Origin of the sequence: uncultured Corynebacterium sp. (assembly GCF_937999985.1) — a bacterium.
Taxonomy (GTDB): Bacteria; Actinomycetota; Actinomycetes; order Mycobacteriales; family Mycobacteriaceae; genus Corynebacterium.
In genome coordinates this window covers 1-15,048 of record NZ_CALLDG010000116.1, presented here as the reverse complement: position 1 = coordinate 15,048, position 15,048 = coordinate 1, and the positions used below count along the sequence as shown (strand labels likewise).

Genomic DNA, 15,048 nt, shown 5'->3' with positions numbered 1-15,048 from the left:
GCCAAGGCCGATAACAACGCCAAGAAGCTGGGCCACGTGGATCAGACGATCTACCGTCCGTTCGTGGATAACCACCCGACCGTGTTCACCGGCTACGAGAACCTGGCTGACGAGGCCTCCGTGCTGGGCATCATCCGCGACGGCGCGCTGGTGGAGACTGCCCCGGAGGGCGCTGCCGCTCAGGTGATCCTGGACCGCACCCCGTTCTACGCCGAGGCCGGCGGCCAGATGGCCGATCGCGGCGAGATGACCACCACCTCGGGCTCCGCCCGTGTGGAGGACGTGCAGAAGGTCGGCAAGAAGGTCTGGGTACACCACGTGACCGTGAGCGGCGGCGAGCTGGCCGTGGGCCAAAAGGTACAGGCAACGGTGGACAAGGCGTGGCGCCACCAGGCTCGCCAGGCGCACTCCGGCACGCACCTGATTCACGCCGCCCTGCGCGAGGTGCTGGGGCCAACAGCCGTGCAGGCCGGCTCCATGAACAAGCCGGGCTACCTGCGCTTCGACTTCAACTACGGCGAGCAGCTGACCGAAAACCAGCTGAACCAGATCGAGGAGATCGCCAACGGCGCGGTGGATAGCGACTACCAGGTGAACACCATCGAGACCTCCCTGGAGGAGGCCAAGGCGATGGGCGCTATGGCCCTGTTCGGCGAGAATTACGGTTCCGAGGTGCGCGTCGTGGAGATCGGCGGCCCGTTCTCCATGGAGCTGTGCGGCGGTATCCACGTGGAGCACTCTTCCCAGGTCGGCCCGATCTCCGTGCTCGGCGAGTCCTCCGTCGGCTCCGGCGTGCGCCGCATCGAGGCCTACACGGGCATGGATTCCTTCCGCTTCCTGAGTACCGAGAAGTCTCTGGTGGCTGGCCTGGCAACCAGCCTGAAGACCCCGAGCGAGGAACTACCGGAGCGCATCGACGCGCTTACTGCCAAACTGAAGGCCGCCGAGAAGCAGATCCAGCAGCTGCGTGCGCAGCAACTGCAGGGGCAGGTCGGCCAGCTGGTGGAGAAGGCTGAGACTATCGGCGAGGTCAAGGTCCTGGCCGAGCAGCTGCCGGAAGGCGTGGCCGCAGGCGACCTGCGCACCCTCGCCATGGATGCGAAGAACCGCCTGGGGTCCGAGCCCGCCGTCGTGGTCTTCGCCTCCGTGGACGGCGAGAAGGTGCCCTTCGTCGCCGCTGCGAACGATGCCGCTGTGGACAAGGGCATCAAGGCCGGCGAGCTCGTCAAGGCCTTCGGGGAGAAGGTTTCTGGTCGCGGTGGCGGTAAGCCGGCCATGGCGCAGGGCTCTGGTTCGGACGCCGCCGGCATCCCCGCCGGCATCGAAGCCGTCAAGAGCGCACTGCGCGGATAGTCGCGCGGGGAGTTTTCGCTGATGCAGACCGAGAAGCCAGATCCAGCCACCGACCCCGGCCGCGGGCGGAGGCTCGGCCTCGACGTAGGCACCGTGCGCATTGGAGTGGCGATCTCGGACCCGGACTGCATCCTCGCCACACCCGTGGAGACCGTTCAGGCCACCGCGGACGACGCGGATGTACAGCGTGTGGCGGAGATCTGCCGGGAGAATTTCGTGGTGGAGATTGTGGTGGGCCTACCGGTTGCACTGCGCGGAAACCATACACAAAGCACCCTGAATGCAGAGGAATTTGCGCGGCTGGTTAAAGAGGAATTGCCGGATATTCCACTGCGCATGGTGGACGAAAGAATGTCTACGATGGCCGCTACGCAGGCTTTTCACGCCTCCGGCGTCAATAGTAAAAAAGGCAGAAAGAAGATCGACCAGGCCGCAGCAGTACATATTCTGCAGGGGTGGTTAGACACGCGGCGGCGCGCGCTTTCCTAAAATTTACCAATTCGTGAGAAAATAACGGGCGACGCTTAACGTTGTTGGGCTCAGCTTGTATTTGACGTTAAAGAGCAACCCAAGAGTAAACCAGTACGAAAGGCCACACGGATCTATGGGACCGACCCGTAACATGCAGCCGAAGTTCAGACGGCGCCGTCAGATGGCGGCCGCACTGGCTATCGCTCTGGTCGTTCTGTTGGTTGGCACTTGCGCCTACGTCTGGTACCAGCGCGACGTTGTGGCCGTGCGCGATTACGAGGGGGAGGGCAACGGCAACGTCGTCATGGTGCGCGTGAGTCCCGGCGACTCCGTGGATAGCCTGTCCGAACAGCTGGTGGAAAAGGACGTGGTGGGCTCCCGCCGCGCACTGATGTCCGCTGCGGAGCGTAAGGAACCGGAATTGCAGGCGGGCTACTACCCGCTGCAGGAACAGATGTCCGCAGACAAGGCCTTGGAGTGGCTGTCCAGCGATGAACGTCGCCGCGGCGTGGTCGATATTCCCAACGGCCTGACCCTCCAAGACGTCAAGGTAGTCGACGGCGATAACCGCAAGGGTATCTTCACGTTGATCTCCGAACAGACCTGCCAGGATGAGCACACCTGTGTGTCCGTCGAAGACCTGCAGAAGGCTGCGGCGAAGACCCCGCCGGAGCAGCTGGAGATCGCGGACTGGGCCGTGGATAAGGTGAATGGCCGCGGCGATGACCCGAAGCGTATCGAAGGCCTGATTTCCCCCGGCGTGCACCTGTTCGACCCGACCAGCAGCCCGGAGGAGATCCTGAAGTCCTTGCTGAACACCTCTAAGGAGCAGTACGAGAACACTGGACTGCTATCTTCCGCGGAGAAGGTCGGCTTGAGCCCCTATGACATGCTGGTGGCGGCCTCCCTGGTGGAGCGCGAGGCGCCGGAGGGCGACTTCGACAAGGTTGCACGCGTGATCCTGAACCGCCTGCACGAGAACCAGAAGCTCGAGTTCGACTCGACGGTGAACTATGACCTGAGCGAGGTTGAGGTCGCCACCACCGACGAGGATCGTAAGCGCCCGACTCCGTGGAATACTTATGCCAAGGAGGGGCTGCCGGATACGCCGATCTCCTCGCCGGGCCTGCAGGCTCTGCACGCGATCGAGAACCCGGCCGAGGGTGACTGGCTGTACTTCGTTACCGTGGACAAGGACGGTCGAACGGTCTTTAACCGCGACTTCGACGCGCACGAGCGAGCCATCGAGGAATCCCGCCGGAACGGTGTTCTGGATTCGAACCGCTAGAGCTGCGGCCAAGCAGAAGCCGTGCCAGAACAAGCCAAATTCGCGACTGAACCAAAGTTAAGCAAAGGGTGAATTAGTATGTCCGCCGCAGGCCACGTGCTGTCGGTAGATGAGTTCCTGGAAACACCCGGCCTGCGCTGTGCGGTGCTGGGTAGCCCGATCGAACACTCGCTGTCCCCGCAGCTGCACAGCGCCGGATACCGCGCGTTGGGGCTAGAGATGGATTACTACCGCGTGGAGGCGGGGGAAGCGCGCGACATCCGCCGACTGCTGAGCGAGTCTGGCGATCAGGTTCGCGGCTTCTCCGTGACTATGCCCGGCAAGCAGGCCGCCTTGGAGTTGGCTGACCTGGCAACAAACCGTGCGCAAGAGATCGGCTCCGCCAACACGCTCGTGCCGCAGGGGGATGGGAAGTGGCTGGCCGACAATACGGACGTGGACGGTGTGACCCGCTGCTTGGAGCACCTGCACGGCGGGGACACTTCCGCTCTGCAGGACGCCAAAGCGGTCATCGTCGGCAATGGTGGCACCGCCCGCCCGGCCGTTGCAGCACTGGCGGCCGCCGGGGTCTCGGAAGTGACGGTGCTGGCTCGCTCCGAACGCGCCCTGAACCTGCAGGCCGTGGTGGAGACCCTGGGCATGGAGTTCTCCTGGGCCCGCTTCGAGGAGGCCGACATCGCCGGGACGTGCGCCAATGCCGCCGTCGTGATCTCCACGATTCCGGCCCACGCCGCCGAGGATCTGGCGGAGGGGCTGTGCGCGGCCGCGGGCATCGTGGACGTAATCTACGACCCTTATCCCACGCCGCTGCTTTCTGCGGCTAAGGCAAGAGCAATTCCGCATGCCGATGGTTTGCGCATGTTGGCGGGCCAGGCCGAGGAACAGTTCCGGCTGTTCACGGGCCATCCAGCCCCGGAAGGACTCATGCTGGATACCGTGTTGCGAGCCAAGGGGCAAGCCTAGATCCGCGCCCCTGTGGATAACTTTTCGCTCTCCACAGGCCGGGCTTTCTTGAAACCGCGCACGCGGGGGGCCTGTCCGCGCCCTTGGCTAACCTTCCGAAGCGTGAATTCAACCCCGCTTCTTTCCTGGTGGCTGCTGCTGCCTTTCCTACCGTGGGCTATTGCCCTTTTTCTTATTGACGCCCGCACCTCCCGCTTGCCGAACTATTTGACTCTTCCCGCCATACCCGCTGCCGGGCTCGTGCCCTTAGCCATACCGGGTGCAAACCACTGGGCACTGCTCGGCGGGGTGGTCTGGTGGGCGGTGGCCTTCGGGCTTCCGCTGCTGCACCCCCGGCTGCTGGCGGGTGGCGGGGATGCAAAACTCGCGCTTACGACCGGAACACTGGCTGCTATCGTCGCTCCGTTAGGGGCCGTGGCCGCGCTGGGATTGAGCGGTGTGATGCACTGCTTCCTTCGCGGTGGGCAAAGAGCAGGCCGCGATAGGGCCAGCCCCCACGGCCCGGCGATGTTGGTAGCGACGGGGGCGGTGGTGGTGGCGTCATTAATCTTCCGTTAATAATCCGGGACGTCATTGAAGCTAAGGCTGCATATGGCCTGTATCATGCTCTTTATGCTTCGTTGGACTACTGCAGGTGAATCGCACGGCCAGGCCCTCATTTCGATGATCGAGAACCTCCCGGCCGGTTTGTCGGTAACTCGGGAAGACGTTTCTTATCAGCTGGCGCGCCGTCGTCTGGGCTACGGCCGCGGAGCGCGCATGAAGTTTGAGGCGGACGAAGTGACCTTCGTCGGCGGTGTGCGCCACGGCAAAACCCTGGGCAGCCCGGTTGCCGTCATGATCGGTAACACCGAGTGGCCGAAGTGGACCACGATAATGTCCGCAGACCCGATCGATGAGTCCGATCCGGAGGTCGCAAAGGAGATGGCCAGTGGCCGCGGCGCGAAGCTGACCCGCCCGCGACCGGGCCACGCCGATTTCTCCGGCATGGTGAAGTATGACCACGAAGAGGCGCGCCCCATTCTGGAGCGTTCCTCCGCTCGCGAGACCGCCGCCCGCGTGGCCGCCGGAACTTTTGCCCGCGCCCTGCTACGCGAGGTGCTGGGCGTGGAGGTGCTTTCGCACGTCATCAGCATCGGCCGCTCGGAGCCTTATGAGGGGCCGAGCCCGGCATTCTCCGACCTGGAGGGCATCGACGCCTCGCCGGTGCGCGCCTTCGATTCCGCAGCGGAAGAGTCCATGATCGACGAGATCAAGGCCGCCAAGAAGTCCGGCGATACCCTCGGCGGCATCGTCGAGGTCGTTGTTAAGGGCCTGCCGATCGGCCTGGGCTCCCACGTCTCCGGTGACGAGCGCCTGGATGCCCAGCTGGCCGCCGCCCTCATGGGCATTCAGGCGATCAAGGGCGTGGAGATCGGCGATGGCTTCGAGGAAGCCCGCCGCCGTGGCTCGGAGGCGCACGACGAAATGGAGGCGGCTGCCGGCGGCGGCGTACGTCGCCTGAGCAACCGTGCCGGTGGCCTGGAAGGCGGCATGACCAACGGCGAGGAGCTGCGCGTCCGCGCCGCCATGAAGCCCATCAGCACCGTCCCGCGCGCGTTGAAGACCGTGGATATGGCCACCGGCGAGGCCGCCACGGGCATCCACCAGCGTTCCGACGTGTGCGCCGTGCCGGCTGCGGGCGTGGTGGCCGAGACCATGGTCGCCCTGGTACTGGCCCGCGCCGTGCTGAAGAAGTTTGGCGGCGACTCCGTGGAGGAAACCAAGCGCAACGTGCAGTCCTACCTGGAGTACGTAGATACCCGCCTCGACTGGTCCGCTGAGGCCAGCGACGTGGCCGACGGGGAAGTGGCGGACGGAGAAATCCGATGAGCCCCCGCGCAGTGCTGGTGGGGCTGCCGGGCTCCGGCAAAACAACCATCGGTAAGCGCCTGGCCAACGCCCTAAACCTGCAGCTCGTGGACACTGACCACATGCTCGAGGAGAAGCTCGGCAAGACCTGTAACCAGATCATGGGCGAGCTCGGGGAGCCGGGCTTTCGCGAACAAGAGGCCATCGTGGTGGCTGAAGCCCTGCAGACCGACGGAATCGTCTCTCTCGGGGGCGGGGCAGTGGTCACCGAAAGCACCCGGGACCTGCTCGCCGACCAGACGGTGGTCTACCTCAACGTCTCCATCGACGAGGGCGTGCGGCGCACTTCCGGCTCTAACACTCGCCCACTGCTGAACGTCGCCGACCCGCGGAGCAAGTACGCACAGCTCTTTGCGCAACGCTCTGCGTACTACGAGGAAGTCTCCAACTTCATGGTGCGCTGTGACGGCAAGGAGCCCCGCCGCGTGGTCACCGACATCCTGATGTTCATCGAAGAGGTGCGCCTAGAGCGCCTCAACGAGCGCGATGCTTCCCACCCAACCCGGACCCTATAGTCCGGGTCCAATATTCCGGCCCTGTAATCAGAACCCCACAGTAATTAGAACCCCACATAAGGATCTTCTCCAACCATGACCAACGCACAGTCCGCAGGCTTTCAGCAGCAGCGCATTAAGGTGGCCTCCCAGTCGCCCTACGAGGTGGTCATCGACCGCGGCATCGACTTCGCCACCGAGGAGATCCTAAAGGCCGCGGGGACCACGGCCAACTACCTGATCATTCACCAGCCCGCGCTCACAGACCGCGCCAGCGAGCTGTCTCAGCGGCTGACTGATGCCGGCTACGCCGCGCACACCCATCAGATCGAGGACGCAGAATCGGCGAAGACGGCACAGTCCGCCGCCGAGTGCTGGGATGTCTGCGCGGAAGTTGGCCTGACCCGAGCCGATACCATCATCGGCCTCGGGGGTGGCGCCGCCACAGACCTGGCCGGTTTCATCGCCGCCACCTGGATGCGAGGGATCAAGGTCGTGCACTATCCCACCACCTTGCTGGCCATGGTGGATGCCGCAGTCGGCGGCAAGACCGGTATCAACACCCCCGCAGGCAAGAACCTGGTGGGCGCTTTCCACGAGCCCAGCGCGGTCATCGTCGACCTCGAGGTCCTGGAGACCCTGCCGGAGGCCGAGATGGTCGCCGGTTCGGCGGAGATCGTCAAGGCCGGCTTCATTGCGGACACGGGAATCCTGGACATCTACGAGGCCGACCCGCAGGCGGCGCTGGACCCGCACGGCAGCCTGCCGGAGCTGATCGCCCGAGCCATCCAGGTGAAGGCCGACGTGGTGGCGGTGGATCTGAAGGAATCCAGTCTGCGCGAGATCCTCAACTACGGTCACACCTACGGCCACGCGGTCGAGCACCACGAGGACTACCGCTGGCGCCACGGCCAGGCAGTTGCCGTGGGCATGATCTTCGAGGCGGAGCTGGCCAAGGCGGCTGGGTTGCTGAGCGAGGCAGACGTTCGGCGTCACCGCCACATCCTTAACGCGATAGGTCTGGCGACCAGCTACGACGGCGCCGAGCTCGACGAGCTGCTGGCGGCGATGGGGCGCGACAAGAAGAACAAGGGCGGCAAGATCCGCTTCGTGGTGCTCGAGCAGGTCGGCAAGCCCACCCGCCTGGAAGGCCCAAGTGAGGAGCTGCTGCGCGCGGCATACGCAGCTAGCGTGGAAGCATAAAAGGGCCGACGATCCACTAGGAGGAGACAGCGATGAATGCAGTACAGCCGCAGGCGCCGAAGGTGTGCGTGATCAACGGTCCGAACCTAAACCGACTGGGTAAGCGCCAGCCGGAGGTCTACGGCACCACCACGCTGGCCGACGTGGAAGATCTGCTGGCCCGCGAGGCGGCGTCCCTGGGCATCGAGGTCGACTTCTTCCAGTCCAACCACGAAGGCGAGTTGCTGGATCGCGTGCACCGTGCTGCCGACGAGGGCGCCGCGGTAATCATCAACCCCGGCGGCTTTACCCATACATCCGTGGCACTGCGCGACGCGCTGGCGGAGATCGCCGACGGAGCGGGTTTCGTGGAGGTGCATATCTCGAACGTGCACGCGCGCGAGGAGTTCCGCCACCACAGCTACCTAAGCCCCCTGGCCAGCGGAGTGATCGCCGGCCTGGGGATCTACGGTTACGTCGCCGCGCTGCGGTTTTTCGCACAGTAGTCACTGCTAGTTACTGTTGAAGGGAAGTTGGAGAGTTCATGTCTGAAAAGTTTTTTGACGCCTACCGCACCCGCCGCAACAAGGCCACCGCAAAGATCCAAGATTCCGAGTATGCAGCCTTGCTGATCAGCGACTTGAAGAATGTCCGCTACCTGACCGGATTCTCCGGCTCCAACGCGCTTATGGTGATCCGCGAAGACGGCCAACATCTGCTGCTGACGGACGGGCGCTACGATACCCAGATCCGACTGGAGACCGGCGATCCGGAAGACGTCACAATCGAGATCGGCGGAAAGCTGTTCGGCCGCGCAGTCGAGTTTGCGGGGAAGGACTTCGCCGTGGAACCCAGCTTGGACTACGGCCAAGCCCGGGCGCTGGGGAACCCGCCGGTGCTGGAATCGGTGGTGGAGGAACTGCGCCTGGTGAAGGACGAGCTGGAGATCGAGGCTCTTGCCGCAGCCGGCGAGCTGGCCGACAGCGTGTGGCGCTCCTTCATCGAGGACGACGGCATCCGCGAGGGCATCCCGGAGATCCAGGCGGCAGCCGAGTTGGAGTTTCAGCTGCGCACCGCCGGCGCCGACGGGCTGAGCTTCGACACGATCCTGGCCAGCGGCTTGAACGCCACCAAGCCGCACGCGGGAGTCTCCCGCGACAAGATCGTTCCCGGCCTGGTGACCGTGGACTTCGGCGTGTACCTGGACGGCTACGCCTCCGACCAGACCCGCACGGTCTGCGTGGGCGAGCCCGACGAGCTGTCTCGCGAACTCTACGACGTGGTTTACCGTGCCCAGAAGGCCGGCGAGGCGATCCTGGCCCCGGGTGTGGCGCTACGTAACGTGGACGCAGCCTGCCGCGACGTGATCACCGACGCCGGCTACGGGGAATTCTTCGTGCACTCCACGGGACACGGCGTGGGCCTCGACGTGCATGAAGCCCCGCGGGCAGCGGCGGGCGTCAATCCCGAGGAAGAGCTAGTAGAAGGCATGACGGTAACGGTCGAGCCGGGCATCTACATCCCCGGCAAGACGGGCCTGCGCATCGAGAACACGTACGTCATCACCAACGATGGGGCGCGTAGCTGCAACGCCTCGCCGACGGAACTCATCGTCGTTTAGGTTTGGGCGGCTGCTAGACTGTAGCAGCCAAAAATTTTTAATACTCGCAATCGCAATCTCAATAAGGAGACCATTCGTGGCAACCACCGCTGACTTCAAGAACGGCCTTGTCCTCAAGGTTGATGGCAAGCTGCAGCAGATCGTCGAATTCCAGCACGTCAAGCCGGGAAAGGGCCCCGCTTTCGTGCGTACGAAGCTCAAGGATGTCGTCTCCGGCAAGACCATCGACAAGACCTGGAACGCAGGCGTGAAGGTGGAGACCGCTACCGTTGACCGCCGCGACATGACCTACCTGTACAACGACGGCACCAGCTTCGTCCTGATGGACGAGAAGACGTACGACCAGATTGAGCTGGCTCCGCACCTGATGGGCGAGGGCGCGAAGTTCCTGCTGGAAAACACCAGCGTCCAGGTTTCCTTCCACGAGGGCGAGCCGCTGTTCGCCGAGCTGCCGGTATCCGTGGAGCTGAAGATCGAGCACACCGACCCGGGCCTGCAGGGCGACCGCTCCACCGGCGGCTCCAAGCCGGCCACCCTGGAGACCGGCGCCGAGATTCAGGTGCCGCTGTTCCTCGAGACCGGCAACGTCGTTAAGGTGGACACCCGCACCGGCGAATACCTGTCCCGCGTAAACAACTAAGTCAGCGACTGTTTTTCACCCATGACTGAGGAACACACAGCTGATAGCAATTCAGCTAACACAGCTAGCGCAGCTCAGGCCGCTGCCTTTAAGCGCCACGGCTCGCGCTACAAGGCGCGGCGTCGCGCCGTTGACATCCTGTTCGAGGCCGAGTTCCGTGACATCGATCCGGTGGAGATCGTCGAGGAGCGCATCTCGCTGTCCAAGGATTCCGCGAACCAGGTCAAGCCCGTGCCGGAGTACACCCAGCAGATTGTGCCCGGCGTGGCGACGAACCTGGACGCGCTCGACGAGGCCATTGCGCTGCACCTGTCCAGCGATTGGCAGCTGGATCGCCTTCCCGCCGTCGACCGCGCGGTGCTGCGGGTGGCGGCGTGGGAGCTGATGTTCAACGACGACGTGCCGCCGCAGGTGGCCGTGGTTGAGGGAGTGGAGCTGGCCAGCGAGTACTCCCACGACAAGGCGCCCAGCTACATCCACGCGGTGCTGGACGGCATCAACAAGGACCTGCAACTGCAGGCGGACATGAAGATCGCCGACGCGGCCGCCGCTCAGAGGGCAGAGCGCGCCGAATCCGGCAGCGAAAATGCGGAGCAGTCCGACAGCCTGGACGGGCTGCTCGACGGAGTCGTTAAAGAGTCCGGCGAAGCGTGATAGACTTCTAGTCGTCAAAAAGTAGACATCCTTTAACGGACCGCACAGAGAGGCGGGAAAGGAGGTCACGATGAACTCGACGGCTGGGGAAGCTGGCGTCACCTTACTCGACGCGGATCAAGTTTCCCGTACTGTCGCGCGCATCGCGCACCAGATTATTGAAAAGACGGCGCTGGATGGGGAAGACTCCCGGCGCGTAGTTCTACTCGGCATTCCATCGGGGGGAGTGCCGCTTGCGGCCCGCCTGGCCGAGAAGATTCAGCACTTCACGGGGGTTGAGGTGTTCCAGGGCTCCCTGGACATCACCCTGTACCGCGACGACCTGCGCAACACGACGCACCGTGCGCTGAAACCCACCAAGGTTCCCGCGGAGGGGATTGATGACGCCATCGTCGTCCTGGTCGACGACGTCCTCTACAGTGGCCGTTCCATCCGCGCGGCACTCGATGCACTCACGGACATCGGCCGACCGTATGCCGTCCAGGTGGCGGTACTGATCGACCGCGGTCACCGCAAGCTGCCGATCCGCGCGGACTACGTGGGCAAAAACATTCCGACCGCCGCCGACGAGGACGTAACGGTGAACCTCGCGGAGCTGGACGGGGTAGACAATGTGGTTCTGACCCGCAGGCCAGGCACTGGGGAAGGGAGCAACTAAGCCATGAAGCACCTGATTAGCATTGCCGATCTGAACAAGTCCGAGATTTTAGGCCTGATGGACGAGGCCGACCGCTTCGCCGAGGCCCTCGAAGGCCGCGAGATGAAGAAGCTGCCGACGCTGCGCGGGCGCACTATCTTCACCCTGTTCTACGAGAATTCCACCCGCACGCGATCTTCCTTCGAGACCGCGGGCAAGTGGATGAGCGCGGACGTCATCAACATCTCCGCCTCCAGCTCGTCCGTGAAGAAGGGCGAGTCCCTGCGCGATACCGCGCTGACCCTGAAGGCCGTGGGAGCCGACGCGATCATCATGCGCCATCCATCCTCCGGAGCGGCTCGGCAGGTGGCCGGTTGGTTGGACGATACGGCCATTATCAACGCAGGTGACGGTTCCAACCAGCATCCCACCCAGGCTCTTTTGGACGCCACCACGATGCGCAACCGCATCGGGGAGATTAGCGGCAAGAAGGTAGTGATTGTCGGGGATATCCTGCACTCCCGCGTTGCTCGGTCAAATGCGCAGCTGCTCACGACCCTCGGCGCGGAGGTGGTGTTCGTGGCACCTCCAACCTTGGTGCCGCTGGGCATTGAGCACTGGGGCGCAGAGCCGGATAGCGTGCGCGTCAGCTACGACTTCGACAGCGAGATCGCCGACGCGGACGTAGTGATGATGTTGCGTGTGCAGGCCGAGCGCATGCACGGCGGCTTCTTCCCCTCGCACCGCGAGTACGCCACCCGCTACGGCCTTTCCCAGGCACGCGCGGAGCGTATGAAGGAAGGCGCGATCATCATGCACCCGGGCCCGATGCTGCGCGGCATGGAGATCAATTACGACGTTGCCGATGCCCCGCAGACCGTGGTGCTGAACCAGGTAACCGCGGGCGTGCATGTGCGCATGGCGGTGCTGTTCACCCTGCTAGTTGGGGAAGAGGGCTAGGCGCACATGGCCCAGACAGATAATAAGACTTTCGACGAAGGAGCCTTGACCATGACCTCCGAGTACCCGGCCACCGGCGAGCTGGCGGGCCACCCCACCGGCGCGGAGCATGCAGTGCTGCTGCGCGGCGTGTTGCTGTACGGCGAGGGGGAGAAGCAGGACGTGCTGATCCAGGACGGCGTGATCGCCGAGATCGGCGCTGACCTTGCCGGTTCCGCCCCACAGGGCGCGGAGGTGCTGAACCTGGACGGCCAGGTGCTGCTGCCTGGCCTGGTGGACATGCACGTTCACCTGCGCGAGCCGGGCCGCGAGGATACCGAGACTATCGCCACCGGCTCGGCGGCTGCCGCCCAGGGCGGTTTCACGGCGGTGTTCACCATGGCGAACACCGCGCCCGTCACGGACAACCCCGCCATCGCGGAGATGGTGTGGTTCAAGGGGCAGAACACGAACCTGTGCGACGTGCACCCGGTCGGCTCGATCTCGCAGGAGCTGGAGGGCAAGGAGCTCACGGAATTCGGCATGATGGCCGATTCCGACGCGAAGGTGCGCATGTTCTCCGACGACGGCAAGTGCGTCGACGACCCCCGCCTAATGCGCCGCGCCATCGAATACTCCAAGGGCATGGACGTGCTGCTGGCCCAGCACTGCGAGGAGCCCCGCCTGACTGAGGGCGCCGTGGCTCACGAGGGCGAGACCGCCGCCCGTCTGGGCCTGGGTGGCTGGCCGCGCGTGGCTGAGGAATCCATCGTCGCCCGCGATGCCATCATGGCTCGCGACTACGGCGGCCGCCTGCACATCTGCCACGCCTCCACGGAAGGCACCGTGGAGTTGCTGCGTTGGGCCAAGGCGCAGGACATTCCGCTTTCCACGGAAGTCACCCCGCACCACCTGCTGCTCACCGACGCGCGGCTGGAGACCTACGACGGCGTGAATCGCGTGAATCCGCCGCTGCGCGAGCAGCGCGACGTGGAGGCCCTGCGCGCCGCCCTGATCGACGGCACCGTCGACTGCGTGGCCACCGACCACGCCCCGCACGGCTCCGAGGACAAGTGCTGCGAATTCGACCAGGCTCGCCCCGGCATGCTGGGCATCGAGACCTCGTTGGCGCTGATCGCCAAGATCTTCGTCATCGACGGCGACGAGGACTGGCGCTTCGTCGCCAAGGTCATGTCGGAGCGCCCAGCGGAGATCACCAAGCTGCCCGGCCACGGCCGCCCGATCGCGGTAGGGGAGCCAGCGAACCTGTGCGCGGTGGACGTGAACCAGAAGTGGACGGCGCACGGCAAGGACATGGCCTCCAAGGCCAGCAACACCCCGTACGAAGGAATGGAAATGCCGGTGAAGGTGACCACCACGCTGCTGCGAGGCAAGGTGACCTGCAAGAACGGCTCAGCGGTGAACTAAGTACCCACGAGTGGGCGTCAATACAAAAGAACCAAACACAACAGTTAAGAGTTAAGGAAACAAGCACAATGAGCTACACGCCAGCAGCACTGGTTCTCGCCGACGGGAAGATCTTCCGCGGCCGCGCATTCGGCGCGACGGGGCGCACCCTGGGCGAGGCGGTGTTCACCACTGCCATGACCGGCTACCAGGAGACCATGACCGACCCGTCCTACCACCGTCAGATCGTGGTGGCGACCGCCCCGCAGATCGGGAACACGGGTTGGAACGACGAGGATTCCGAGTCCCGCGGCGACAAGATCTGGGTCGCCGGCCTGGTTATCCGCGACCTGTCCCGCTCCGTGAGCAACTGGCGCTCCGACCGCAGCCTGACCGACGAGATGGAAACCCAGGGCATCATCGGCATCCAGAACGTCGACACCCGCGCGATCGTGCGCCACCTGCGCGACAAGGGCTCCGTCGCGGCGGGCATCTTTAGCGGTGACGCCCTCACCTCCGACGAGGATATGCTCAGCCAGGTGCAGTCCCAGCCCTCCATGGCGGGTGCGGATCTCTCCGCCGACGTCAGCACCGACGAGCTGTACGTGGTGGAGCCGGAAGGGGAGACCAAGTACACCGTCATCGCCTACGACATGGGCATCAAGACGAACACCCCGCGCGAGTTCTCTAAGCGCGGCGTGCGTAGCGTGGTCGTGCCTTCCAACACCACCTTCGAGGAGGTGCAGAAGCTGATGGAAGAGTACGACGCTACCGGCGTGTTCATCTCCAACGGTCCGGGCGACCCGGCGACGGCCGACGCAACGGTGGAGGAGCTGAAGAAGATCCTGGAGGCTAAGATTCCTTTCTTCGGCATCTGCTTCGGCAACCAGCTGCTCGGCCGCGCGCTGGGCATGGAGACCTACAAGCTGAAGTTCGGCCACCGCGGCACCAACGTGCCGGTGCTGGACCACCAGACCGGCCGGATCGACATCACCGCGCAGAACCACGGCTTCGCCCTGAAGGGTAAGGCGCTGGAGAAGTTCGACACCCCGTTCGGCGAGGCGCAGGTGACGCACACCTGCCTGAACGACGACGTCGTCGAGGGCGTGGCACTGCTGGACGGCAGCGCATTCTCCGTCCAATACCACCCGGAATCGGCAGCCGGCCCGCACGACGCAAACCCGCTGTTCGATAAGTTCTTCGCGAATCTCGAGAAGAACAGCTAACGCAACAGAGCAAAGCAACAGAGCCAAGTCAAGCAACAGCCAGCAACAGCTAGTAACTCCGAATTAAAGGGAAAACCAATGCCACGTCGCGAAGACATCAACCACGTACTCGTCATCGGCTCCGGCCCGATCGTCATCGGCCAGGCCTGCGAGTTCGACTACTCCGGCACTCAGGCCTGCCGCGTGCTCAAGGAAGAGGGGCTGCGCGTTACGCTGATCAACTCGAACCCGGCGACCATCATGACCGACCCGGAGTTTGCCG

General features: G+C 64.2%; 17 protein-coding genes. All 17 read left to right on the top strand.

What is annotated here, in order from left to right; translation table 11 throughout:
* Positions 1-1,353 (top strand): alanine--tRNA ligase-related protein (locus tag Q0331_RS05665; protein ID WP_298075492.1); only part of this gene is annotated, 1,353 nt, incomplete at its 5' end.
* 21 nt (positions 1,354-1,374) lie between these two features.
* Positions 1,375-1,842 (top strand): Holliday junction resolvase RuvX, encoded by a 468-nt coding sequence (gene ruvX, locus Q0331_RS05660; RefSeq protein ID WP_005294912.1) that lies wholly within the window; start codon positions 1,375-1,377, stop codon positions 1,840-1,842.
* A 115-nt stretch (positions 1,843-1,957) separates the two neighbouring features.
* Positions 1,958-3,112 carry an endolytic transglycosylase MltG gene (mltG, locus tag Q0331_RS05655; protein WP_298075491.1) on the top strand — a complete coding sequence of 385 codons (1,155 nt, stop codon included), beginning with the start codon at positions 1,958-1,960 and terminating at the stop codon, positions 3,110-3,112.
* A 78-nt stretch (positions 3,113-3,190) separates the two neighbouring features.
* Positions 3,191-4,075 (top strand): shikimate dehydrogenase, encoded by an 885-nt coding sequence (locus Q0331_RS05650; RefSeq protein ID WP_298075490.1) that lies wholly within the window; start codon positions 3,191-3,193, stop codon positions 4,073-4,075.
* A gap of 102 nt (positions 4,076-4,177) precedes the next feature.
* A complete protein-coding gene (locus Q0331_RS05645) occupies positions 4,178-4,633 on the top strand; it encodes a prepilin peptidase (RefSeq protein WP_298075489.1) in 456 nt (151 codons plus the stop codon).
* Positions 4,634-4,687: 54 nt separating this feature from the next.
* Positions 4,688-5,947 (top strand): chorismate synthase, encoded by a 1,260-nt coding sequence (gene aroC / locus Q0331_RS05640; protein WP_298075488.1) that lies wholly within the window; start codon positions 4,688-4,690, stop codon positions 5,945-5,947.
* The gene (locus Q0331_RS05635; protein ID WP_298075487.1) at positions 5,944-6,501 is read left to right on the top strand and encodes a shikimate kinase; all 558 of its coding nucleotides are present in this window, start codon (positions 5,944-5,946) and stop codon (positions 6,499-6,501) included. The genes aroC and Q0331_RS05635 overlap by 4 nt, the downstream gene beginning before the upstream one ends.
* Positions 6,502-6,576: 75 nt before the next feature.
* The gene (gene aroB, locus Q0331_RS05630; protein ID WP_298075486.1) at positions 6,577-7,683 is read left to right on the top strand and encodes a 3-dehydroquinate synthase; all 1,107 of its coding nucleotides are present in this window, start codon (positions 6,577-6,579) and stop codon (positions 7,681-7,683) included.
* A gap of 32 nt (positions 7,684-7,715) precedes the next feature.
* Complete coding sequence (gene aroQ, locus Q0331_RS05625) at positions 7,716-8,168, top strand: type II 3-dehydroquinate dehydratase (RefSeq protein ID WP_298075485.1); 453 nt, start codon at positions 7,716-7,718, stop codon at positions 8,166-8,168.
* 38 nt (positions 8,169-8,206) lie between these two features.
* Complete coding sequence (locus tag Q0331_RS05620) at positions 8,207-9,283, top strand: Xaa-Pro peptidase family protein (RefSeq protein ID WP_298075484.1); 1,077 nt, start codon at positions 8,207-8,209, stop codon at positions 9,281-9,283.
* 76 nt (positions 9,284-9,359) lie between these two features.
* Complete coding sequence (gene efp / locus Q0331_RS05615) at positions 9,360-9,923, top strand: elongation factor P (RefSeq protein WP_034987927.1); 564 nt, start codon at positions 9,360-9,362, stop codon at positions 9,921-9,923.
* A gap of 21 nt (positions 9,924-9,944) precedes the next feature.
* Positions 9,945-10,577 carry a transcription antitermination factor NusB gene (nusB, locus tag Q0331_RS05610; RefSeq protein ID WP_298075483.1) on the top strand — a complete coding sequence of 211 codons (633 nt, stop codon included), beginning with the start codon at positions 9,945-9,947 and terminating at the stop codon, positions 10,575-10,577.
* 70 nt (positions 10,578-10,647) lie between these two features.
* The gene (gene pyrR / locus Q0331_RS05605) at positions 10,648-11,235 is read left to right on the top strand and encodes a bifunctional pyr operon transcriptional regulator/uracil phosphoribosyltransferase PyrR (protein ID WP_035010400.1); all 588 of its coding nucleotides are present in this window, start codon (positions 10,648-10,650) and stop codon (positions 11,233-11,235) included.
* A 3-nt stretch (positions 11,236-11,238) separates the two neighbouring features.
* Entirely contained in the window at positions 11,239-12,174 is a 936-nt protein-coding gene (locus tag Q0331_RS05600) for an aspartate carbamoyltransferase catalytic subunit (RefSeq protein WP_011273596.1), read from the top strand.
* A 45-nt stretch (positions 12,175-12,219) separates the two neighbouring features.
* The gene (locus Q0331_RS05595) at positions 12,220-13,581 is read left to right on the top strand and encodes a dihydroorotase (RefSeq protein ID WP_298075493.1); all 1,362 of its coding nucleotides are present in this window, start codon (positions 12,220-12,222) and stop codon (positions 13,579-13,581) included.
* 68 nt (positions 13,582-13,649) lie between these two features.
* Positions 13,650-14,786, top strand: coding sequence for a glutamine-hydrolyzing carbamoyl-phosphate synthase small subunit (carA, locus tag Q0331_RS05590; protein ID WP_298075482.1), 1,137 nt, complete (start codon positions 13,650-13,652; stop codon positions 14,784-14,786).
* Between the two features lie 78 nt (positions 14,787-14,864).
* The coding region (locus Q0331_RS05585; protein WP_298075481.1) for a hypothetical protein at positions 14,865-15,048 on the top strand (184 nt) is incomplete at its 3' end.